General features: G+C 63.9%; 22 protein-coding genes. 16 read left to right on the top strand and 6 right to left on the bottom strand.

What is annotated here, in order from left to right:
• The first annotated feature begins 248 nt into the window (after nucleotides 1-248).
• Nucleotides 249-1,061 (top strand): DUF4377 domain-containing protein, encoded by an 813-nt coding sequence (locus QFZ91_RS40765; protein ID WP_429570762.1) that lies wholly within the window; start codon nucleotides 249-251, stop codon nucleotides 1,059-1,061.
• A 58-nt stretch (nucleotides 1,062-1,119) separates the two neighbouring features.
• Here QFZ91_RS40765 and QFZ91_RS40770 read toward each other — a convergent pair whose 3' ends face one another.
• Nucleotides 1,120-1,410 (bottom strand): hypothetical protein, encoded by a 291-nt coding sequence (locus QFZ91_RS40770; protein ID WP_176106638.1) that lies wholly within the window; start codon nucleotides 1,408-1,410, stop codon nucleotides 1,120-1,122.
• Between the two features lie 110 nt (nucleotides 1,411-1,520).
• On the opposite strand from QFZ91_RS40770, the gene QFZ91_RS40775 reads away from it, so the two are divergent.
• Nucleotides 1,521-2,486: a GlxA family transcriptional regulator gene (locus tag QFZ91_RS40775; protein ID WP_429570763.1), complete on the top strand. Its 966-nt coding sequence runs from the start codon at nucleotides 1,521-1,523 to the stop codon at nucleotides 2,484-2,486.
• Between the two features lie 4 nt (nucleotides 2,487-2,490).
• Here the strand turns inward: QFZ91_RS40775 and QFZ91_RS40780 are convergent, their stop codons facing one another.
• From QFZ91_RS40780 to QFZ91_RS40795, 4 genes are all read right to left on the bottom strand, one after another.
• A complete protein-coding gene (locus tag QFZ91_RS40780; protein ID WP_429570764.1) occupies nucleotides 2,491-3,069 on the bottom strand; it encodes a TonB family protein in 579 nt (192 codons plus the stop codon).
• A gap of 157 nt (nucleotides 3,070-3,226) precedes the next feature.
• Nucleotides 3,227-3,625 (bottom strand): ExbD/TolR family protein, encoded by a 399-nt coding sequence (locus QFZ91_RS40785; RefSeq protein ID WP_176384862.1) that lies wholly within the window; start codon nucleotides 3,623-3,625, stop codon nucleotides 3,227-3,229.
• Entirely contained in the window at nucleotides 3,622-4,245 is a 624-nt protein-coding gene (locus QFZ91_RS40790) for a MotA/TolQ/ExbB proton channel family protein (protein ID WP_429570765.1), read from the bottom strand. The genes QFZ91_RS40785 and QFZ91_RS40790 overlap by 4 nt, the downstream gene beginning before the upstream one ends.
• A gap of 21 nt (nucleotides 4,246-4,266) precedes the next feature.
• Nucleotides 4,267-6,612: a TonB-dependent receptor gene (locus QFZ91_RS40795; protein WP_429570766.1), complete on the bottom strand. Its 2,346-nt coding sequence runs from the start codon at nucleotides 6,610-6,612 to the stop codon at nucleotides 4,267-4,269.
• A 420-nt stretch (nucleotides 6,613-7,032) separates the two neighbouring features.
• Between QFZ91_RS40795 and QFZ91_RS40800 the strand changes: the two genes are divergently transcribed.
• The 8 genes from QFZ91_RS40800 (at nucleotide 7,033) to QFZ91_RS40835 (ending at nucleotide 14,398) form a co-directional block, all read left to right on the top strand.
• Nucleotides 7,033-7,455 carry a MarR family winged helix-turn-helix transcriptional regulator gene (locus QFZ91_RS40800; RefSeq protein ID WP_013092266.1) on the top strand — a complete coding sequence of 141 codons (423 nt, stop codon included), beginning with the start codon at nucleotides 7,033-7,035 and terminating at the stop codon, nucleotides 7,453-7,455.
• An 83-nt stretch (nucleotides 7,456-7,538) separates the two neighbouring features.
• A complete protein-coding gene (locus QFZ91_RS40805) occupies nucleotides 7,539-7,961 on the top strand; it encodes a MarR family winged helix-turn-helix transcriptional regulator (protein WP_429570767.1) in 423 nt (140 codons plus the stop codon).
• Nucleotides 7,962-8,040: 79 nt separating this feature from the next.
• Nucleotides 8,041-9,141: an HlyD family secretion protein gene (locus tag QFZ91_RS40810; protein ID WP_429570768.1), complete on the top strand. Its 1,101-nt coding sequence runs from the start codon at nucleotides 8,041-8,043 to the stop codon at nucleotides 9,139-9,141.
• Between the two features lie 7 nt (nucleotides 9,142-9,148).
• Complete coding sequence (locus tag QFZ91_RS40815; protein WP_176384856.1) at nucleotides 9,149-10,720, top strand: DHA2 family efflux MFS transporter permease subunit; 1,572 nt, start codon at nucleotides 9,149-9,151, stop codon at nucleotides 10,718-10,720.
• A 9-nt stretch (nucleotides 10,721-10,729) separates the two neighbouring features.
• On the top strand, nucleotides 10,730-12,151 hold the full coding sequence (locus QFZ91_RS40820; RefSeq protein WP_429570769.1) for an efflux transporter outer membrane subunit: 1,422 nt from the start codon (nucleotides 10,730-10,732) through the stop codon (nucleotides 12,149-12,151).
• Nucleotides 12,152-12,563: 412 nt separating this feature from the next.
• The gene (locus QFZ91_RS40825; RefSeq protein ID WP_429570770.1) at nucleotides 12,564-12,866 is read left to right on the top strand and encodes a hypothetical protein; all 303 of its coding nucleotides are present in this window, start codon (nucleotides 12,564-12,566) and stop codon (nucleotides 12,864-12,866) included.
• 210 nt (nucleotides 12,867-13,076) lie between these two features.
• The gene (gene panE / locus QFZ91_RS40830; RefSeq protein WP_429570771.1) at nucleotides 13,077-14,012 is read left to right on the top strand and encodes a 2-dehydropantoate 2-reductase; all 936 of its coding nucleotides are present in this window, start codon (nucleotides 13,077-13,079) and stop codon (nucleotides 14,010-14,012) included.
• A gap of 86 nt (nucleotides 14,013-14,098) precedes the next feature.
• On the top strand, nucleotides 14,099-14,398 hold the full coding sequence (locus QFZ91_RS40835) for a hypothetical protein (protein ID WP_176106626.1): 300 nt from the start codon (nucleotides 14,099-14,101) through the stop codon (nucleotides 14,396-14,398).
• 60 nt (nucleotides 14,399-14,458) lie between these two features.
• Here the strand turns inward: QFZ91_RS40835 and QFZ91_RS40840 are convergent, their stop codons facing one another.
• Nucleotides 14,459-14,857 (bottom strand): carboxymuconolactone decarboxylase family protein, encoded by a 399-nt coding sequence (locus QFZ91_RS40840; protein ID WP_429570772.1) that lies wholly within the window; start codon nucleotides 14,855-14,857, stop codon nucleotides 14,459-14,461.
• 118 nt (nucleotides 14,858-14,975) lie between these two features.
• On the opposite strand from QFZ91_RS40840, the gene QFZ91_RS40845 reads away from it, so the two are divergent.
• From QFZ91_RS40845 to QFZ91_RS40870, 6 genes are all read left to right on the top strand, one after another.
• The gene (locus tag QFZ91_RS40845; protein ID WP_429570773.1) at nucleotides 14,976-16,463 is read left to right on the top strand and encodes a PLP-dependent aminotransferase family protein; all 1,488 of its coding nucleotides are present in this window, start codon (nucleotides 14,976-14,978) and stop codon (nucleotides 16,461-16,463) included.
• A gap of 375 nt (nucleotides 16,464-16,838) precedes the next feature.
• Nucleotides 16,839-17,291, top strand: coding sequence for an HU family DNA-binding protein (locus QFZ91_RS40850; protein ID WP_013092256.1), 453 nt, complete (start codon nucleotides 16,839-16,841; stop codon nucleotides 17,289-17,291).
• Between the two features lie 412 nt (nucleotides 17,292-17,703).
• A complete protein-coding gene (locus tag QFZ91_RS40855; RefSeq protein ID WP_176385636.1) occupies nucleotides 17,704-19,113 on the top strand; it encodes a circularly permuted type 2 ATP-grasp protein in 1,410 nt (469 codons plus the stop codon).
• A gap of 118 nt (nucleotides 19,114-19,231) precedes the next feature.
• Nucleotides 19,232-20,182 (top strand): alpha-E domain-containing protein, encoded by a 951-nt coding sequence (locus QFZ91_RS40860; protein ID WP_176106622.1) that lies wholly within the window; start codon nucleotides 19,232-19,234, stop codon nucleotides 20,180-20,182.
• A 12-nt stretch (nucleotides 20,183-20,194) separates the two neighbouring features.
• Complete coding sequence (locus tag QFZ91_RS40865; RefSeq protein WP_176385638.1) at nucleotides 20,195-20,995, top strand: transglutaminase family protein; 801 nt, start codon at nucleotides 20,195-20,197, stop codon at nucleotides 20,993-20,995.
• A 118-nt stretch (nucleotides 20,996-21,113) separates the two neighbouring features.
• Nucleotides 21,114-21,986 (top strand): proteasome-type protease, encoded by an 873-nt coding sequence (locus QFZ91_RS40870; RefSeq protein WP_176385640.1) that lies wholly within the window; start codon nucleotides 21,114-21,116, stop codon nucleotides 21,984-21,986.
• The last annotated feature ends 100 nt before the right edge of the window (nucleotides 21,987-22,086 follow it).

Raw genomic sequence — 22,086 nt, forward strand, 5'->3', positions numbered from 1 at the left:
CCTAACCAACAATCCAGGCAAACATCGAACAGCATATTTCCGCCATCTACCTGCGTTATGCTGTCGGTCGTCGAGTCGATTGCTCGCGGCCTGAGCGACGCAGGTGCGCAAACCCGGCGTAATGTGGCCGGGTGGTGACCTTCACTGGCTTTTCCGGCTTTCGGGCATGCGACCTGATGCTCGCGTCCCTTCGCCAGGCGACGCGGGCCAACGCCCGGAACAACCACTGAACTCACCGAGGTGCCGACGTGAAATACCGCATGCTCCTGCTGCCGCTCGTTCTCGCCGCCTGCGCGCAGACGCCCGAAGTGACAGCGCCGGCTCCCGCGGCGACCACGGCCGCGGCGAACCCGGCGGCGCCGACCGGCACCGATCAGCTGACCCGCTACCACTGGCAGCTGAGCAACGCGATCGACAGCCACGGCAACCGCATCGATGCGCTGTTCGCCCGCCCGGACAAACCGGTGCAACTGGACTTCAGTCCGTATCGGATCACCGTCGTCAATAGCTGCAACAACATGGGAGCGGGTTACACGGTGAGGAAGGGGTATCTGCAGATCGGCCCGATGGTCACCACGATGATGGCCTGCAACGATCCCGCGCTTGCCGCACTCGACGATGCGATCTCGCAGCGAGTGCGCGGCAGCGTCAACGTGAACCTGCTCGCGCGCGACAACGGGCCGCGCCTGCAACTCGTCACGGATAACGGCGATACGCTGAGCTTTACCGGCGTGCCGACGGCCGAGACGCGCTACGGCGGCCCCGGTCAAATTGCGTTCCTGGAGGTGGCGCCGCAGTCGGTGCCGTGCACCCATCCGTCGATGCCGGACGGGCAATGTCTGCTCGTGCGCGAACGCTTCTTCGACGAGCAGGGGCTGGCCACCGGCACGCCCGGTCCGTGGCAGCCGTTCAATCAGAATATCGAAGGCTATACGCACACGCCGGGCATCCGTAACGTGGTGCGCGTCAAGCGTTTTACGATCAGGAACCCGCCTGCCGACGGGCCCTCGGTGGCTTATGTACTGGACCTCGTGGTTGAATCGGAGAAGGTCGGGCAGTGATGCTTCTGCAAGCGTGCCACCGGCCAGGCCGGCGGCACCGTTCATCCCGCCAGCAACATCAACCCTTCTGAATCAGCCGCCCGAGCGGCGCGAGCGGTCCCACCGGCAAATACTCATACTTCATCAGCCCGTCGGCCACGAGCGGCAACGCGTCGAGTATCGACCTGGCCTCGTCGACCGATGCGACGTTCATCAGGAAGATCGGCCCGGCCTTGTCGCGGAACCAGAACTGCTCGATCTTGCCGTCCAGATAGAACTGCAGAGTGGCCGGCACCTCGTGAGGCAAATGCTGCTGCAGCTTGTCCGGGGTGAGCGTCGGTTGTGCGGATGCGATGGCGAAAACTTTCATCAGTGACCTCCTTGGTCGACGTTCGTTGCGATGTACAACGGAGTTCACTGTAGCCCTCGGCCGGAAAAAGCTGTATCGTCGCAAATGACAACTTTAGCGTCATTTACGCCATGCGCATCGCGATCCTCGCCCTGCAGGGGCTGTTCGACACCGGCCTCACCGTCATGCTCGACGCGTTCTCGCTCGCCAACCGGTTCGCGGCCGCGAAAATGGGCGGGCGGCCGCACTTCGATCTGTCGATCGTCGGCGTGCGCAGGAAGGTCCAGTCGGGGCAGGGGTTCGCCATCCCCGTGCAAGCGATCACCGCCGACCTGAGACCGGACTGGGTGATCGTTCCCGCGCTCGGCACCGGCACACCGGAGCAACTGGTGCCGGCGCTCGAACGGCCGGACGTGCGCGACGCCACGGAGCAATTGCTCGCGTGGCATGCACAGGGCACGTTGCTCGCCGCGTCGTGCATCGGCACGTTCCTCGTCGCGGAAACCGGACTCCTCGATCATCGCGAAGCGACCACGACCTGGTGGCTGAGTCCATTGTTCCGGCAACGCTATCCGGCGGTGCTGCTCGACGAGTCGCGCATGCTGGTGCCAACGGAGGTCGGGGTGACGGCGGGGGCGGCGATGGGCCATCTCGATCTCGCGCTGTGGCTGATCCGGCGCGCGAGCCCCGAACTGGCCGCGCTCGTGTCGCGCTATCTGCTCGCGGATCTGCGCTCATCGCAGGCACCGTACATCATTCCCAACCACCTGGCGCAGGCCGATCCGCTGATTCAGCGCTTCGAGCGATGGGCGCGCGATCATCTGAAGGAAGGGTTCTCGCTGCAGCACGCGGCGGCCGCACTGGCGACGAGCGCGCGCACGCTGCAGCGTCGTTGCCAGGACGTGCTCGGCAAATCGCCGTTGGCGTACTTTCAGGATCTGCGCGTCGAGCATGCGCAGTCGCTGCTGCATGGCAGCGGCCTCGGCATCGACGCGATCGCGACCGAGGTCGGTTATGTCGACGGTGCCACGTTACGCACGCTGTTGCGCCAACGACTCGGCAAAGGTGTGCGTGAGCTGCGTGCGGATCTGCGGTGAGGGCTCAGCTGACGTTGAAATGCACGCGGACGTCCTGCGTGCTTTCGACAGGCCGGCCGTCGCGCAGCGCGGGAAAAAAGCGCCAGCGCCGCAACGCGTCGAGCAGCAACTGATTGAGACGTGGGTTCGGTGTTGCCCGAACGAGCTCGACGTCGACCGAGCCATCGGCGTGGATCGTGAAGCGGGCTGTCGCCGTTGTTTGATAGGCCTGTTCGCGCAGATCGTCGGGCAGGGACGGCAATGGTTGCGAAATGGAGCGGGCGGCAGTGTCGGAGCTTGCTGGGGCGCTCGGCGCGGCGTCGTGCTGTGCGGATGATTGCCGAGATCCCGCGGCAGCCGTTTGTTCCGGCCGCTCATCTTGCGGCGGGTGTTGCGCTGGACTTGCAACCGGTGCAGACGGCGTTGCGGCGGAGGTCGTCGTCTGCGTTCGTGGCTCGCCTGGCGCAGGCGGCATCGCGCGACGCATCGAGGTGCGCGGTTGCGTCTGCACATGCGTTGGTGCCTGTTTCGCCGGAACCGGGGTAGCAGGTTGCGGCGTGCGGGATTCTGACGCCGCGGGTTCGTCGAGCACGACGACGCGCATATCCAGCGGAGCAGGCGACGGGACTGGCCGGGCCGGTCTGAGCAATCCGGCAGACAGCGTGACCAGCACCAGCAGCCAGATACCGAGCGCGATCAGAGTCGCGATAGCAGTACGCAGCGTCCTCGCAGCGCGTCTCTCGAACCAATCGCGGCGACTTTCAATCACGATGCACGGCGATCAGAAAGTGTTCGGCGCCCGCGCGTCGCGCCGCGAGCATCGCCTGCACGACCGCGCCGTGACCCGCGTGATCGTCGGCCGCGATCACGACGTTACCGTCCGCGCGCAGCAGGCGCTTTACTTCGGGCTCGATCTGATCCGCGCGAACGACATGGCGATTGACCGAGACCTCGTCGTTGCCGCTCACCGTGATCGTCAGCGGCTCGCTCGCGCTGATCGGCTGCGCGCGTCCCGACGGGAGATTGATCCGCACCGCATCGAGACGCTGCATCGCCAGCGAGGCGAGCATGAATGTCGCGAGCAGAAAGAACATCACGTCGATCATCGGAATGATTTCGATGCGGCCGCGCCGCGAGGCGCGCGAGCGTTTGAGTTTCATCCTCGCTCTCCGCTCGTCTCGTGCTGCAGGCGCAGTGCGCTGAGTCGCGCGTTGGCGAACAGTTCGAGCTCATCCATCAGACGCTCGAGCCGTCGTGAAAAATAATTGAACGCGAACAGCGCGAACACCGCGACGATCAATCCAATCGCGGTTGCCACCAGCGACTGCGCGACCCCGCCCGTGACACCGCCCGGATCGACGAGCCCATTGCCGCCGAACAGCTGGAACGATTTCATCATCCCGACGATCGTGCCGAGCAGGCCGAGCAGCGGCGCCGCCGTGACGATCGTTTCGAGCAGCCACAGACCTCGCCCCATGTCGCGCTCGATCTGCGAGGCGATCGATTGTGCCGACGCCTCGCGCAGCCACAGCGGCGAGTCCGATTCGGGTAGCCACGGCGCGGCCATGCGCCGGAACGCGTGATGCGGGGCGAGACCGTCGAGACGGTTGTCATCGGCTGACGCGGGTTGCAAAAGACGCGCCGGTGCGCTTGCGAAGCGGGCAAACACATAGGCCCGCTCGATGATGATCGTCAACGCGAGCACGCCGAGCACGCTGAGCGGATACATGATCCATCCTCCGGTGCGCATCGCCGCGATAAAGCCTGTCCATTCCTGCATGATGGTTCTCCCTGCCGTTGATCAGAAGTACTTGGTTACGCCTCCATAGACCGCGAAATGCGGACCATACTGCGGCGCGCCGACGCCGATGCCCGAGCCGTCGCGCAACTCGTACACGCGGTTGAATGCGTTGATCACCACCAGACGGGCGTCGAACTTGCCGATCATCGGCTCGTTGAAGTGCTGGATCGCGCCGAGGTTGAACTGCGCATAGACGGGCAGGCGGTCGGTATTCGCAAAGCCGCTGCGCAGGCCGGAGCCGACGATGCCGTCGAACGTGAAGGTGGTTTGGTGGAAGTCGTATGCCGCGCCGAACGATGCCGTCACGCGCTGGTCGTGATCGAGAAACACCCAGTGGTTCGAGATGAATGCCAGCTCGTCCGCGTCGAAGTTGAACTGCGCGGAGTTGATGTTCTTACCTTGCGCGCGGCTATAGGCGAGGTTCAGATACGCGGAGAGGTTGTCCTGTTTGTAGTTGGCGGTGAATTCCACACCATACGTTTTGCCGTATTGATAGTTGAACGGCGTGAAGATCAGCGCGGAGCCGAACTGTCCTTCGTCGAGCAAGTCGGTCGATTTCTTGTAGTACGCGTCGAGTCCTAGCGTGACGGCAGGGCCGAGCTTCTGCGTGATGCCGAGATCGAAGTAGTGGCTGCGTTCCGGCTGTACGGGATCGTTCTGGGTTGTCGGACTCTGATTGGTCGTACCGTCGAACTTCGATATCGTCGAGCCGGACACGAGTTCGAACGGCGGTGGCGTGAAGTAGCGCGCGTAGCCGGCGTGCAGCGTAGTCGACGGTGTGAGCGTGTAGACGAGGCCCACGCGCGGGCTCAACTGGCTCGCGCTCGTGTACTCGTCCATGCGGTCGTAGCGCAAGCCATAGTTCAGCGTGAGCCGGTCGGTCAGCTTCCATTCGTCCTGCGCGTACAGGCTGTACAGGTAGCCGGTCTTGCTGCTGCTGTCCTGGATGTTGAAGGGCACGTCGGAGAGCTGGTTGCCGTTCGCGTCGGCGGGGAAGACAGTCACGCTGTTGTCGAATACCGCATGCTCCTGCTGGAAGAAGACACCCGCGCGAACCGTGTGACTGTCGTTGACGCGCCAGGTCGTATCCACCTGCACGCCGTTGGCCGTGTTGCTATGAAAGTCCTCCGATGCCACGCCATTGAACATCAGGTCGCCGATCGGATCGGGGTTGAACTTCGTGCGTGTATAGCGTGTAAAAAAAGCGACCTGGTAATCGAGCGCGCCCCCGTTGGTGCCTTGAAGCGCGAGCGCCGCGAAATTGTTCAGCTCCGATTGCGTTTCGTTCAGTTGCGACGAATCGAAGGTGCTGTGGCCGGCGAGCGCGAAGTTCGGCGTCAGCCCTGGCGTGTTCGGAATCTCGAACTGGTTGCTGGTGGCGCCGAACAACAGGCTCACGCGCGTGAGCGGATTGATCAGATACGACAGATAGCCAAACGCATTGCCCTGCCGCGTGTGATCGTGAATCGCATTGGCGCTTGCGGTCGGATTCTCGATGCCGAGGTTGTTCATGCCGAGCGAGCCGCTCAGGTAGTAGCTGAACGGTCCTTGGCTGCCGAACACATCGGCACTCGTTTTGACGGTCTGATGGCTGCCGCCGAACACGTCGATCGAGCCGCCGCTGCCCGTGTCGCCCGATTTGGTGCGAATGTCGACGATCCCGGCCGTGCGGTAGCCGTACTGCGCGGGCAGGGCGCCGGTGAGCAGGTTCAGCTGATCGATGATGCGCGTGTCGAGCGACTGGCCGAAGCCGCTGATCGGCTCTGGAATGATGATGCCGTTGATCCGGTATTGCAGATTGGCGTGCTCGCCGCGCACGTGCAACTGGCCGAACGAGTCGTTGGCGACGCCGGGCGCTTGCAGCAAGACCTGATTGAGCGGCGTGTTCGCGCCCGCCGGCATCGTGTCGATATCGGCCTGAGTGAAGCGGTAGACGCTGCTGCCTGTCTCGGGCAGCAGGCCGTTGCGCGCCGCGTTCAGACGTCGTGCGTTGACCTGAACGTCGAGCGTGTCGCTCTTTTGCAGTTGCACGCTGACGCTCGCGGGGGCGCCGGACTGGGTCGTCGCGATGCTGCTGCCGCTCGCAAATCCGGTAGCGGTGACGACGACCGCATACGTGCCGGGCGCCACCCCGTCGATCGAGAAATGGCCCGACGTGTCCGAGCTGGACATGTTGACGGAGGCGCCGCTCGCGTCCTGTATCTCGACTTTCGCGTGAGCGACGGGATGTCCCAGAGGATCGGAGACAGTGCCCATCAGTACGGCGTTGCCCGGCGCGCCCCATGCGCGCGAGACGACGGCACAGAACACGATCGCCGCCTGCGCGGTCGTTGTGCGTTTTTTCATTGTTGTTGCTCGCTCTATGGACGATGCGATTGATGAATCGAAAGTGTTCGGCAATAGCTCACCCACCTCGCCCCTGGCTGGCAAGGGAAGGACAGGCGAACTGGAGGGACGACGGGCGACGGCAAGCCCGTCGATCAATCAGGACGACGTTTCGATGGGAACGGGAGGCAACTTGGTCATAAGCGGCTATTAAGTATGGACAGTCGGCTCATAGGTCGGACGGATTTTGTTGAACGTCGCGGCGGGCGCTTCTGAGACAGCGACAGCGCCGGAGCACGGATCTCCGGAAATGTTATAACATAACGACTGAGGCTGGCAAGTCGCAAACTCAACGCGCGCCGTCGCGCTGCCGACGAGGCATTTGCCAGCCGCTCACAGAAAAACTTGACACCGTGCATATGCACACATAGACTTGCTTGCATGAACCGCCCTATCTCCTACGACGAATGCAACTGCTTTGCGCTGCGCCAGGCGGCGCGGCACGTCACGCAAATCTACGAGCGCCATCTCGGCAGCGTGGGGCTGACGGCTGCGCAGTTCACGATCCTGGCAAAGCTCGCGCGCACCCCGAACCTGCCGATGGCGGAGCTCGCGGACGCGATGGTCATGGAGCGCACCACGCTGGTCCGCGCAATGAAGCCGCTGCAGCGCGACGGCCTCGTGCTGGCCGAAGCGGCGGACCACGACAACCGCACGCTGCTGTTCAGCCTGACGGAAAAGGGCGAAACCACCTTCGATCAGGCCTCGGTCGCATGGCGCGCCGCGCAGGACGAATTCGAAAAGAAGTTCGGTCGCGCCCGCGCGAAGACGCTGCGCGCGGAGCTGTTCAGCATCACCGACTAGATCGGCACCGGAACCCGCCTCGGCGGGTTTGATAACGCCGCTTTGTGTGCATATGCACTAACGAACAAAGGGAAGTGCAGCGAATGGAAGCGCTCCTCGACGACGACTGCTTTGCGATCCGCCAGGCTGCGCGTCACGTATCGCAGATCTATGATCGGCATCTGTCGAATGTCGGCCTGACCATCACGCAGTTTTCGCTGCTGGGGCGTCTGAAGCGCACCGGTCCGATGACGATGAAGCAGATCGCCGAAGCCATGCGCATGCAGCGCACTACGCTGGTCCGCACGATCCAGCCGCTGCGCCGCGACGGGCTCGTGTCGAGCGAGGCACTGGGCGCGGATGCGCGCACGCTGCTGATCTCGCTGACACCCGAGGGCGAACAGCGGCTAGCCTCAGCCTGCGCGTACTGGTACGCCGCGCAGGCCGAGTTCGAGCACCGCTTCGGCGTGAAGCGCGCGGCCGCGCTGCGCAGCGAGCTATTTGCCATCACCAAAGATTCGCTTTGACATAAACGCTGAAGGTAGCAGGCCGGCGCACTGCGCCGTTTTTTTCAACCTGACGAGTGCATACGCACATATCGACATCATGTCCACAACTCCCTCGACCGTCGCGCCCCCGAGCGCGGTACAACCCGCCCGAGCGGCGCGGCGTATCCCGTGGATGCTGCTCGCGATTCTGTCCGTTCTCGTCGTGCTGGCGCTGGCCACGTCGCACTGGTTCTTCGTCGGCCGCTTCATCGAGACGACCGATGATGCCTACGTCGGCGGCGACGTCACGGTGATGGCGCCGAAGGTCAACGGCTTCGTCACCGACGTGCTGGTGCGCGACAACGAGTTCGTGCATGCGAACCAGGTGCTGGTGCGTCTCGACGCCCGCGATTACGACGCGCGTCTCGCGCAGGCCAACGCGGAAGTGGAGAGCGCGCAGGCCGCCGTCACCGAGCTCGAAGCAAAGAAATCGCTGCAACTCGCGGCGATCAACGAGCAGGCCGCGGAGGTCCGCGCGTCGGGCGCCGAACTGACGCGCAGCGCGGCCGACCAGCTACGCTACCGCGAGCTCGTGAAGGACGACGCGGTGTCGAACCAGGTCGTCGAGAAAGCCGATGCCGATCTGACCAAAGCGCGCGCCGCGGTAGATCGCAGCGGCGCGGCGCTGCTCGCGGCGCAACGCCAGATCGCGGTGCTCGACGCGCAGATCGGCGACGCGAAAGCGCGCATCGCGACCGCGCAGGCCGCGCAGCGCGTCGCCGCGTTGAACGTGGAATACACCACGATCCGCAGTCCGATCGACGGCTATGTCGGCAATCGGACCGCGCGCGTCGGGCTGCTCGCGAACACCGGCGTGTCGCTGCTGACCGTCGTGCCCGCGAGCGGCCTGTGGATCGACGCGAACTTCAAGGAAGACCAGCTGCGCAAGATGCGCGCGGGCGACAGCGTCGAGGTCCAGCTCGACGCGTCGAATACTGCGCTGCACGGCGTGGTCGAAAGTCTTGCGCCGGCGACCGGCGCGACTTTCAGCGTATTGCCCGCGGAAAACGCGACCGGCAACTTCACGAAGATCGTGCAACGCGTGCCGGTGCGCGTGCGCCTCGACGTGCCGAAGGACATGCAAGGGGTGTTGCGTCCCGGCCTCTCCGCGACCGTGAAAGTGCACGTCGATGCGGGCCATCCGGCCGCGCAAGGATGAACCGATCATGACCGACGTTCTCGACAACCCCGCCGACCAGCCGACCCGCACCAAGGTCTTCGCATTCGCGCTGATGTGCGTGGGCTTTTTCATGGCGACGCTCGATATCCAGATCGTCGCCTCGTCGCTGCGTGATATCGGTGGCGGGCTGTCCGCGAGTCAGGACGAACTGTCGTGGGTGCAGACCTCGTATCTGATCGCGGAGATCATCGTGATTCCGATGTCGGGGTGGCTCACGCGCGTGTTCTCGACGCGGTGGCTCTTCACGTTCTCCGCGCTCGGCTTCACGGTGACGAGCATGCTGTGCGGGCTCGCATGGGACATCAACTCGATGATCCTGTTTCGCGGGCTGCAAGGCGCGGCCGGTGCGGCGATGATCCCGACCGTGTTTACGACCGCGTTCGTGCTGTTTCCCGGCAAGCAGCGTCTGATCGCTTCGACGACGATCGGCGCGCTCGCGTCGCTGGCACCGACGATCGGCCCGGTGATCGGCGGCTGGATCACGTCGCAATGGTCGTGGCACTGGCTGTTCTATCTGAACCTGGTGCCGGGCGTCGCCGTCACGCTGCTGGTGCCGAAGTACGTGCATATCGACAGGGTCGATCTGTCGCTGCTGAAGAAGGGCGACTACATCGGCATCCTGCTGATGTCGGGTTTTCTCGGCTGCCTCGAATACGTGCTCGAAGAAGGGCCGCGCAAGAACTGGTTCGGCGACGACGTGATCGTGCTGTGCGCGTGGGTCGCGGCGATCTGCGGGTTTCTGTTCCTCGTGCATGCGTTCACCGCGAAGGAACCGATCGTCGATCTACGCGCGCTTGCGCTGCGCAACTTCGGTATCGGCAGTCTGCTGTCGTTCATCACCGGGATCGGGATCTTCTGCACCGTGTTTCTGACGCCGGTGTTTCTTGCCCGCGTGCGCGGCTTCGACTCGTTGCAGATCGGTCTCGCGTTGCTGTCGGTCGGTTGTTTTCAGTTGCTCGCGCTTGGCGCGTACTCGACGCTTGCGCGCTTCGTCGATATGCGCTTGCTGATGGTGTTCGGCCTCGCGCTGTTCGGCATCGGCTGCTATTTGTACGTGCCGTTGACGAACCAATGGGGCTGGCAGCAGTTGCTGATCCCGCAAGCATTGCGCGGAATTGGCCAGCAGTTCTGTATTCCGCCGATCGTGACGATGGCGCTCGGCGCGCTGCCGCCGTCGCGGCTGCGCTCCGCGAGCGGGCTGTTCAATCTGATGCGTAATCTCGGCGGCGCGATCGGTATCGCAGTCAGCAGCACGATGTTGAACGACCGTCTGAACCTTCACTACGAACGGCTCGACGAACATCTGAACGCGGGCCGTCCGGTCGTCGAATCGATCTTGCAGAAGCAGGCCGAGTATCTGTCGGCAGTCGGCGGCAACGTATTGAATGCCGCGAATGCGGGGCTGGCCGAATTGCACGAGGCATTGATGCGCGAAGCGCTGGTGCTCGCGTTCTCCGATGCCTTTCTGGCGGTTGCGCTGTGCTTCGTGGTCGCCTTGCTGAGCGTGCTGTTCTCGCGCCCGTTCGGCAACACCGCGCCCCCGCCCGATGCCCACTAGGAGTCCAACATGAAACGGATGGTGATGAAGTTAGTGGCGGGCGCGGCATTTTTGACGCTCGCGGCCTGCGCGGTGCAACCGGCCACGCACGCGGATTTGCCGCATGCGGTGCAGACGCTGGCGCCGGCCGCGTGGAGCGTCGACGCGCCGCAAGACAGCGTGAACACCGATGCCTGGTGGGCGCAATTCGGCGACCCGGTCATGCATCAGCTGATCGAATCGGTGCTGACCGGCAACCTCGACGTGCAGGCCGCGGCCGAGCGCGTGAAGCAGTCGCAGGACCTGGTAACGCAGAACCGCGCGGCGCTGCTGCCGGAGCTGAATGCGAACGCGGGCGCGTCGACCGAGCGGCAGAATACGCCGCCGCCGCTCGGCTATGTGCGCCAGGCGGGCTTCGGCCTCGCCGCGAGCTGGACGCCTGACGTGTTCGGCGGTGAACGGCTCGCGGTGCTCGCGTCGCAGGCGCAGGTGTCGGGTAGCGTTGCGGCGCTGAACCAGGTGCGGCTCGCGCTCGCGGCGAACACGGCGGCAGCATATATCGATCTGCGCTGGGCGCAGGCGCAATTGCAGATCCTCGACGACAACGAGCAGATCCGCAGCCGCGCGTTGAAGCTCACGCAGGCGCGTCTGCATTACGGACTGTCGACCCAGCTCGACGTCGCCCGCGCGCAGAATCAGTTGCAGGACTTGCAGGCACAGATTCCGCGCATGCAATCGACGGTGCAGCATCAGCTGAGCCTGATCGCCGTGTATTCGGGGCGTACGCCGGAAAGTCTCGACACGCTGCTGCTTTCCAGCGCGCGCGAGATTCCGGTGCCTGCGCAAAGCGCGCCGCAGGTATTGCCGTCCGACGCGTTGCTGCATCGGCCCGACGTGCGCACCGCTTACGCGCTCGTCGAACAGCGTGCGGCGGAAGTGGGAGTATCGAAAGCCCAGCGCTATCCGCAGTTCAAGATCAACCTGACGAATGGGCTGCTCGCATCGTCGTACCTCGGCTTGCCGACGCTGACCGACAATCTGTTCAGCGCCGCGTTGAATGCAACCAGCCCGATCTTCAACGCCGGGCGGATCACCGCGAACATCGACGCGAGCGAGAGCCGCATGCGCGAATCGCAGCTCGGCCTGCAACAGACGATGCTGCAGGCGCTGAAGGAGGTCGAGGACAATCGCAGCGATCTCGTCAGCGGCGCGGCGCAGGTGCAGCGCCTCGCCGGTGCGCTCGATGCGTCGAATCATGCGCTGCGTCTGTCGACCGAGTTGTACAAGGGCGGCGCGTCGAGCTTCCTCGATGTGCTCGACGCGCAGCAAGCGTATCTGCGCGACTCCGAGTCGCTGAACCAGGCCCGGCGCGAGCACGCGCTTTCGGCGATCGCGCTGTACCGGTCGCTGGGGGGCGGGTGGGAGCAGGGGGAAACGGTGGCGGCGCAGTGAAGTTAGCGGGGCGTGTGACGCTGAGGCATCCGCGCGTCAAGTAGGGGATTCACGTGAAAGACTTCTGACGTGACTAGAGCGGTGCATGGTGCATGCATTCGTGTACTCGTTCGAGCGACGCTTGAATGTGACGGATCGTCAAATGTGAGAAGCAAGCGGCCGAAGTCATGTATTCGGCCGGCAAGCGATGGTAAAAGGGTAGTCCTACTCACGATATAAGGAATCCGTAATCATGAAGATAGCCCTGCATCTTTGGTTCAAGTGCGATCGCGGCGCAGACAGTAGTGATTTGATTTATGTGCGCGGACAGCGGCGATGACTTCGAGCGGCTACAGCGCTACATCCGCTCACGAAAACCTGATTTGACCATTCCAAGCAGCAACATGAAAGCGTACGGGCGGGTGGAAGTCCGATGAAGCGGATTGCAATCTTTGCTTGGTGTATTGCCGGGTTTGCGTTGTCCTGCTTGGGAGGATTGCATATGACCCGCTTCGTGTTGGCGCATTTCGTCTTCGACATACTGATCTGGCTGTCAATCGCCATTCGAGAGGCGCTACTCTGGCTGGACCCCGATTACAGCCCTGACGCGTTGGACGTCGAGGACACATGTACGTTGCTCATGTTCCTCGCATCAACCCTGGTCATTGCGACCGTCATCGCCATTGGCAGCGTCATCGCTTGGCGGCGTTATCGCAAAGCGTCCGTTCCGTCGTAAAACTTGTTGGATTCGCGCGGCGCGCCGGTCTGTTCGGGCTGCTGCGCGCACGCCATGCAACGGGCACCGTGGACCCACGGGCAACGCTCCCCGGAACCGATTCCCAATCTTTGCTACATTCTGCACAAGAAGCACACACGCGGCACTATCGGGATGCGTCCACCAGCGACGCGCATGATCGGCAAACCGAAATCTTTCAAGAGGCTCACGATGCGAATTCTGGTAGTAGGGGCGGGCGCGGTAGGCGGTTATTTCGGCGGACGTCTGGCGGCAGCGGGGCAGGACGTGACCTTCCTCGTCCGCGCCGGTCGCGCGGAAAAGCTGGGGCGCGACGGCCTCGTCATCAACAGCCCACGGGGCAATCTCCAGTTGCGCGACGTGAAGACGATCCTGGCCGGTGTCGCCAGCGAGCCGTTCGACCTCGTGCTGCTGAGCTGCAAAGCCTACAGTCTCGATGACGCAATCGATTCGTTCACGCCATTCGTCGGCGAAGAAACGCTGATCCTGCCGATGCTCAACGGCATGCGCCATATCGAGGTGCTGAGCGCGCGCTTCGGCAAGGAGCGCGTGCTCGGCGGCCAGTGCGTGATCGCCGCGACGCTCAATGCGGAGCAGCACATCATGCATCTGAACGACATGCAGGCGATTACGTTCGGCGAACTCGTGGGCGGCACCTCGGAGCGCACCCAGGCAATCGCCGATGCGATGTCGGGCGCCAAATTCGAGGTCGCGGTCAGCGACAATATCCTGCTGCGCATGTGGGAGAAATGGGTGTTCCTCGCCACCTTGGCCGGAAGCACCTGCTTGATGCGCGGCTCGGTCGGCGATATTCTGGCTGCGCCCGACGGCAAGCGCGTGATCGAGAAGCTGCTCGGCGAATGCCGCGCGGTAGCCGAACACAACGGCTTCATGATGGACGCGGACTTCGACGCGCGCGCCGTCCAGGTGCTGCTGGCGCCGTCGCCGCTGACCGCGTCGATGCTGCGCGACGTCGAAAACCGCTCGCACACCGAGGCGGATCATATTCTCGGCGACCTGATCACGCGCGGCGGCGACGCGCAAAAGGGCGATCACGGCCTGTCGCTGCTGCGCATCGCCTATAGTCATCTGAAGACGTACGAAGCGCGCCAGACCCGCACTTCCTGACGGCTCGCCGCGGTCGGCGCGAACGCGGATCGGGCGAACGGCGCCGCGCGCGAGCGCCGCCGCAACCTGACGATCGGAGGTCAAGCATGCCGACTCCCACTGGCTCGGTGCCCGCGCTCAGCGCCGCTTCCGCGACCGTGTTCTCGATCGGCATCGTGTTTCTCGGCTACTGGGGCATGTATGAGCCGACCGCCTGGCATAAGGCCGACATCGTGGTCTTCGTGCTCGCGCTGGCCGGCTTCGCATGCCTCGGGCTCGTGCCTTGGATGGCGACGAGTCCCGTCGAGCCGGAGAACAGCGACTCGCGCGTGCGCATCGCGCGGCATCTGTTTCTCACGGGCGTGACCGCGATCTGGCTCGCGGTGGCGGTTTCCGTGATCTTCTGAGGCCCCGCGAAGGCGCGCCGCTTACCCGGGCATCTTCCTGAACGACACCGCAATCCGATTTCAGCCGTTGATCGCAACGATCAGCAGCGTCAGGTCGCTGATTTCCTGCTCGCTGAAATGCGGCTTCACTGCTTCCCATACCGTATCCGGTACGCGCGTTTGCGCGACCAGCGTCACCGCCTCCGTCCATTCGAGCGCCGCGCGTTCGCGCGCGGTGAAAAACGGCGCTTCGCGCCACGCGGCCACCGTCGCGAGACGCCGTTCGGTTTCGCCGTGCTTGCGCGCGTCGCTCACGTGCATGTCGAGGCAGAACGCGCAGCCGTTGAGCTGCGACGCGCGAATCCGCACAAGTTCGGCGAGCGTCTGGTCGATCGTGCTCTTGCCGATCGTTTCCTCGAGCGCGAGCATCGCGCGCGTGCCGCTCGGGCTGGCCTTGTAAAAGTCGAGAAGTGATTGCATCAGAGCGTCCTCGTGAACGTGCGAGGGGCGTCCAAATGGGCGTCCGTGGAGGTAAGCTTACGTTCGCCACTGGTCTTTCGAAATAACCATTTCGACGTTATTTGAGGTAACCACCCGAATGGACATTCATATCGCGGTCGAAGGTCATCACGATCTGTCCGGACAGATTTATCGGCAGTTGCGCGCGGGCATTCTCGAAGGGCGTCTCGCCGGCGGCACGCGTCTACCGTCCACGCGCGATCTCGCGACGCAGCTCGGGGTATCGCGCAAGACTACGCTCGATGTTTTCGAGCGGCTGCTGTCCGAAGGCTATCTGAGCGCCCGCGCCGGTTCGGGCACCTTCGTCGCCGACGGGCTCGAACGGCTGCCCGCCGAGCGCTCCGCGCAGGCGCGCGCGGCGGCTCGTTCGCGCGAGCGCGACGCCGCGCAAGCGAAGGCCGCCGCACGCGCGCAGCCGCTGTGGCAGCAGTTGCCCGACAGTCTGCCGTTGCCGCGGCCGTCGGTGCCGTCGCCGCTCGACTTCATCGGCGGAGCGACCGACAAGACGCTGTTTCCCTTCGACGTCTGGCGCCGCTGCGTGAATCACGCGCTACGCAGCCAGGCGCGCAGCCCCGGCACCTATCGCGAGGCCGCCGGTGAGCAGCAGCTGCGGCTCGCAATTTCGCGCTACCTCGCCTTCAACCGCGCGGTGTCGAGCAACTGGGACGACGTGATCGTCACGCAGGGCGCGCAGCACGCGCTCGATCTGATCGCGCGCATCACGCTGCGGCCCGGCGAAATCGCGGCCATCGAAGACCCCGGCTACCCACCCGCGCATGCCTGCTTCACGGTGACGGGCGCGCGCGTGGTGCCGGTTCCGGTCGATAGCGAAGGCCTGATCGTCGGCAAGCTGCCGGACAAGGCACGGCTGGTCTACGTGACGCCTTCGCATCAGTTTCCGCTCGGCATGCCAATGAGCCTTGAGCGTCGCGTCGAACTGCTCGAATGGGCGCAAAAACGCGGCGCGGTCATCATCGAGGACGACTACGACTGCGAGTACCGTTTCGAAGGCCGGCCGATGGAGCCGCTGAAGAGCCTCGATCGCGCCGGCCTCGTCGCCTATGTCGGCACGTTTTCGAAGACGATCTTTCCCGAGCTGCGCATCGGCTACCTGGTGCCGCCGGCGTCGTTGCACGGCCCGCTGCTGAAGGCGCGGCAGATCGCTGATTGTCACGGCTGCACGCTGACGCAAACGGCGCTCGCGGCGTTCATGCTCAATGGCGACTTCGCGCGCCATCTGCGGCGCATGCACAAGGCTTATGCGGCGCGCCGCGCGATGCTGCTCGAGCATCTGCAAGGCGACCTCGCGCGCTGGTTCGAACCGATCGTGCCGACTGCCGGCATCCATCTGGCGGCGCGGCTGAAGGGGCCGTTGGCGTCGCTCGGCGAAGGGGCGCTCGTCACCGCCGCGCGTGAAGCGTCGATCGGCCTCTATGGACTCGCGCCATTTCACCATCGCGTGACACCGCAGCCTGGGCTGATGTTCGGCTATGGCAGCATCGCGGCCGAGCATATCGACACGGCGCTGACGAAGCTCGCCGGCATCCTGCCGCGCATCGCTCGCTGAACCGGAACTCGGCGCAAGCGCGGCGTAGGCATCGTCGAAGCGTCGGGGTTGCGTTGCTTGACGTGTCAAACGAAGAAAATCCCCTGATTCAAGGGGCGAAAACACCAGCTCGCCTCGCCGCGACCACCGCGAAACCGCCGCCGAAACGAACTGTAACGAGCGTTACTCCTGCCTGTTAAAGACCTTGCCGCGCACGTTTTAGCCGCTAAAACAGGTACTAAAACGTGTTGGACCGTTGGCGCCACGCAAAAAACTTCATCGCAATACATAAAAGAGTCGCGCAAATCGCTTTAGCGCTTGTAGAATCCGGCGTTGAAGCGTGCACATACGGTGTGCGCTTCGAGCAATTCACTGACCACAACAGGTAGGAGAAACATGCCGACTTCCGCAAAAAAGGTGGCCAAGAAGGCTGCTGCCCCGGTACCGACCAAGAAGGTTGCTGCAAAGAAAGTCCCTGCGAAGAAAGCCGTCGCAGCCAAGAAGGTCGCCGTGAAGGCGTCTGGCGCACCGACGCCGATCAAGGACACCTTCACGAAGGCCTCGTTGGCAGCTCACATCGCTGAGCGTGCTGCAGTGGAACCCAAGACCGCCAAGGCTGTGCTGGCCGCGCTCGAAGACACGATCCTCGGCACGGTGCATAAGAAAGGCGCTGGCGAATTCACGCTGTCGGGTCTGCTGAAGATCGTCGTGCAGGCTGTGCCGGCGAAGAAGAAGCGCTTCGGCAAGGACCCGTTCACGGGTGAAGAGCGCTGGTTCCCGGCCAAGCCGGCAAGCGTGCGCATCAAGGCACGCGCGCTGAAGAAGCTGAAGGACGCAGCGGCTGCCTAAGCGCGTTGTTCTCACGCTCGGGCGTCGGCATGGCGCGGTTGGGTTTAATCATGCCTGACGTTTGAGTGCGTGAAAAAGCGCCTGCATGCAGGTGATCGAAGTCCCCGTGGATGAGAATCCGTGGGGACTTTTTTTATGCGCTCGCTTCGTAGCGCTCATCGCATCCATTGGCGAAACGGCAGGCGCGACTCTCATAGTGTGCTCCCTGATGGCGCGCGCGCACCTGACTGGCGCATCATGATCCACGACAGTACGATCAAGGCAATCCGACGCCCTGCGGATGCGCCGCTACCGTGCACGTCAACGCGTATCGTCACGACATATTCAATGGCATAACGCTTGCTTGATCGAAGGTCGAATACCGAATGCGCAGCGCATTCGCCTTCTATTTGACAACAAGACTGGGGCTGACATGCGATGCTATGACGAGATGCGCTATCACGACGATGGCGTACGGCCGCATTACGCGCGCTTCGAGCGATGGTTGGACAGCCAGGGCAACGAAGCGATCGCACGCAAGCGCGCGGAAGCGGACCTGCTGTTCAGGCGCGTCGGCATCACGTTCGCGGTGAACGGCGACCTGTCCGGCACCGAGCGGCTGATCCCCTTCGATCTGATTCCGCGCATCATCCCGCGCGGCGAATGGCAGACGCTCGAAGCGGGTTTGCGACAGCGCGTGCAGGCTCTCAATCTGTTTATCCACGACGTCTATCACGATCGCAACATCGTGCGCGCGGGCATCGTGCCGGCCGAGCAGGTCTATACCAACGCGCAGTATCGTCCGGAGATGCAGGGCGTCGACGTGCCGCTCGGTGTTTACGCGCATATCGCGGGCGTCGACGTGGTGCGCGCCGGCGACGAAGGCGAGTTCTACGTGCTCGAAGACAATCTGCGTGTGCCGTCGGGCGTGTCGTACATGCTCGAAAACCGCAAGATGATGATGCGGCTCTTCCCCGAGCTGTTCGTGCAGAACCGCATCGCCCCAGTCGCGCATTACCCCGATCTGCTGCTCGATACGCTGCGCTCGGTCGCGCCGGAAGGCGTCGACGATCCGGTCGTCGTCGTGCTGACGCCGGGCATGTACAACTCCGCGTACTTCGAGCATACGTTCCTCGCGCAGCAGATGGGCGTCGAGCTGGTCGAAGGCAAGGATCTGTTCGTCGACGACAACTACGTGTTCATGCGCACCACCCAGGGACCGAAGCGCGTCGATGTGATCTACCGGCGCGTCGACGACGACTTTCTCGATCCGCTCGCGTTTCGCCCCGACTCCGCGCTTGGCGTGCCGGGTCTGCTGACCGCGTATCGTGCCGGCCGCGTCGCGCTCGCGAATGCGATGGGCACCGGCATCGCCGACGACAAATCGATCTATCCGTACGTGCCCGACATGATCCAGTTCTATCTCGGCGAAAAGCCGATTCTGAACAACGTGCCGACCTATCAGTGCCGCAAGCCCGAGGACCTCGCCTATACGCTCGCGCATCTGCCGGAGCTCGTGGTCAAGGAAGTGCACGGCGCGGGCGGCTACGGGATGCTGGTCGGCCCAGCCTCGACGAAGGCCGAGGTCGAGGCCTTCCGCGAGCGGCTGATCGCGCGTCCGGCCGGCTATATCGCACAGCCCACTCTTGCGCTGTCCGCGTGTCCGACCTTCGTCGAAGCAGGCATCGCGCCGCGCCATATCGACCTGCGGCCGTTCGTGCTGTCGGGCAAGACCACCACGATGGTGGCCGGCGGCCTCACGCGGGTGGCGCTGCAGCAGGGCTCGCTCGTCGTCAATTCATCGCAGGGAGGCGGGACCAAGGATACCTGGATGGTCGACTGATGCGCCGCAAGCGGCACGCAATGCGCGATGCGCCGCCGTCGCTCAACGGATAACCAGCGCGGACTTTCGTCGCTGACGAAGGCCTCGCGCGTTCAGATCACAGACATGGAACGCCGTCATGCTTAGCCGAACCGCCGATCACCTCTTCTGGATGGCCCGCTATATGGAGCGCGCGGAGAATACCGCGCGCATGCTCGACATCAACCTGAAGGCGCAACTGCTGCCACAGACGCCCGAACAGGAGGCTCGCGCGCAGCGCTCGGTGCTGCGCATCTCCGAGCTCGAAAGCGCGTTCGCGCAGCGTTACGACGAACCGACGCGCGACCACGTGCTCGACTTCATGGTCGCCGACGCGAGCAATCCGTCGAGCATTCATTCGTGCCTGCAAGCCGCGCGCGAAAACGCCCGCGCGGTACGCGGCACGCTGACGACCGAGTGGTGGGAAACCATCAACGACACGTGGCTCGAATTCAACGAGCGGCTCGCGAGCGGGCAGGCCGCGGGCAATCCCGGCTCGTTGTTCGAATGGGTCAAGTTCCGCTCGCATCTGTCGCGCGGCGTGACGATCGGCACTGCGTTGCAGGACGACGCGTTCTTTTTCACGCAGCTCGGCACGTATCTGGAGCGCGCCGACAACACCGCACGGATTCTCGATGTGCGTTTCGCGAACGTCGAGCCGAACTCGCGCGACGCCGCGCGCCAGCTCGAGGACTTCTATTACTGGACCTCGATCCTGAGTTCGGTGTCGGCGCTCGAGATCTATCGGAAGGTGTATCGCGACGTCGTGACGCCCGCGCGCGTCGTCGAGCTGATGATCCTCAATCAGCAGATGCCGCGCTCGCTGCTCGCCTCGCTCGACGGCGTGTGCAGCAATCTCGCGATGCTGCGCACGTCGGGCTCGAACCAGTGCGAGCGCTTCGCCGGCAAGCTGCGCGCCGAGCTGCTATATGCCGACATCCGGCAGATTTTCGAAAGCGGTTTGCATGGCTATCTGACGCAGTTCCTCGCTCGCGTGTTCGAGCTGGGCAATCTGGTGGCGCGTACTTATCTGATGCTGCCAGTGGCCTGACGGAGTTTTCTCATGTACCTGACGATCCGCCACGACACCTCTTACCGCTACGAAGCGACGGTTCATTATTCGATCCAGCAGTTGCGCCTGACGCCCTCGAGCGGCGCCGGGCAGACCGTGCGGCGCTGGAGCATCGACGCGCCGGGCAAGCTCGACGCCACACTCGACGCCTACGGCAACGTGCTGCATACGCTCGTCATCAACAAGCCGCACGATGAGATTCATCTGCGCGTGTCGGGCGAGGTGGATACGATGCCGCTCGTCGACGGCGTGCTGCGCGATCCGCCCGGTCCGATTCCGCTCGAGCATTTCACCTGCGCGACGCGTCTGACCGAAGCCGATGGCGCGATTCGCGAACTGGCGGAATCGGTGGCGAATCTGGCGAGTCCGGCAAGCCTGATTACGCTTGCCGAGCAGATCGTGCAGCGCGTGCAGTACCGGCCCGGCGTGACCGAGGTCACGAGCACGGCCGCCGAGGCGCTCGCGCTCGGCAACGGCGTGTGCCAGGACCATGCGCATCTGATGCTCGCGTGCTGCCGCGCGCGCGGCGTGCCGGCGCGCTACGTCAGCGGCTATATCGAACCCGGCGACGTGCCGCATGGCGCGAGTCATGCATGGGTCGACGTTTGGCTCGAAGGCAAGGGCTGGATTTCGCTCGACGTCACGCATGCCGGGTTTGCCAGCGAGATCTATTGCCGGCTCGCGGTCGCGCGCGACTATGAGGCGGCGGCACCGGTGCGCGGCCGACGCATCGGCGGGCTCGAAGAGGAGCTTCACGTGGCGGTGGCGGTCAGCGCGCAGATGTCGCAATAGCCGCGTCGCAACGCTAAAGGCTGCGAAAAAGGCCATAAAAAAGGCCGTAAACACCGATAAAAGGCGCCAGTGCGCCGCATTACAATAGCCCGGTTCCCTCGCGTTCTGCGGATTCGTTATGACTTACTGCGTAGCGATGGCCGTCAACGACGGCCTCGTATTCCTGTCCGATACGCGTACCAATGCGGGCGTGGATCACATCAGTACCGCGCGCAAGATGTCGGTGTTCGAGCAGCCCGGCGAACGCGTGCTGGTGCTGCTCGGCGCCGGCAATCTGTCGATCACGCAGGCGGTGCTGCACGAGCTGTCCGAGCCCGCCGATGCCAGCGAGCCGACGCTGTGGAGCGTGCCGACGATGGCCGACGCCGCGCGCGTGGTCGGCAGCGCGGTGCGCCGCGTGCACGAGCGCGAAGCCGCGGCGCTGCAGAAGTTCGGCGTCGACTTCAATTGCAGCTTCATTCTCGGCGGCCAGATCGCGGGCAACCGCATGCGGCTTTTCATGATCTACGCGGCGGGCAATTTCATCGAGGCGTCGGCGGTGAATCCGTACTTTCAGATCGGCGAGGCGAAGTATGGCAAGCCGATCATCGACCGCGTGCTGACGCCGTCCACACCGCTCGACGAGGCCGCGAAGTGCGCGCTGATCTCGATGGATTCGACGCTGCGCTCGAACCTGTCGGTGGGCTTGCCGCTCGATCTGCTGGTGTACGAGAAGGATGCGCTGCGCGTCACGCGATTCGTGTCGATCGATCGCGACAACGCGTACTTCGACATGATTCACCGCACGTGGGGCGAGCGTTTGCGCCAGGTGTTCGCCGAGATTCCCGATCCGGACTGGCAGCAGTCGCCGGATGCGCCGTCGCCGCATCCGGAGCGGGCGCTGGTGCTATATCGCGCGCCGGTCGGCGCCGACGGGGTCGAGCATGAGCAGGACGTGTCGCCCGCGCAAATTCTCGCGCAGGCCGACAAGGGCAAGGCGCAGCGGCGCTAGCTGCGTCGGATTCGCAGCGCGTGTCGCGCTCGTCGAATCACACCAAAACCTCGGGACGAAAAAAAACCAGCCATCGGCATCGCCTGTGGCTGGTTTTTTG

The sequence above is a fragment of the Paraburkholderia sp. JPY419 genome, from assembly GCF_050435705.1.
GTDB classification, from domain to species: Bacteria; Pseudomonadota; Gammaproteobacteria; order Burkholderiales; family Burkholderiaceae; genus Paraburkholderia; species Paraburkholderia youngii.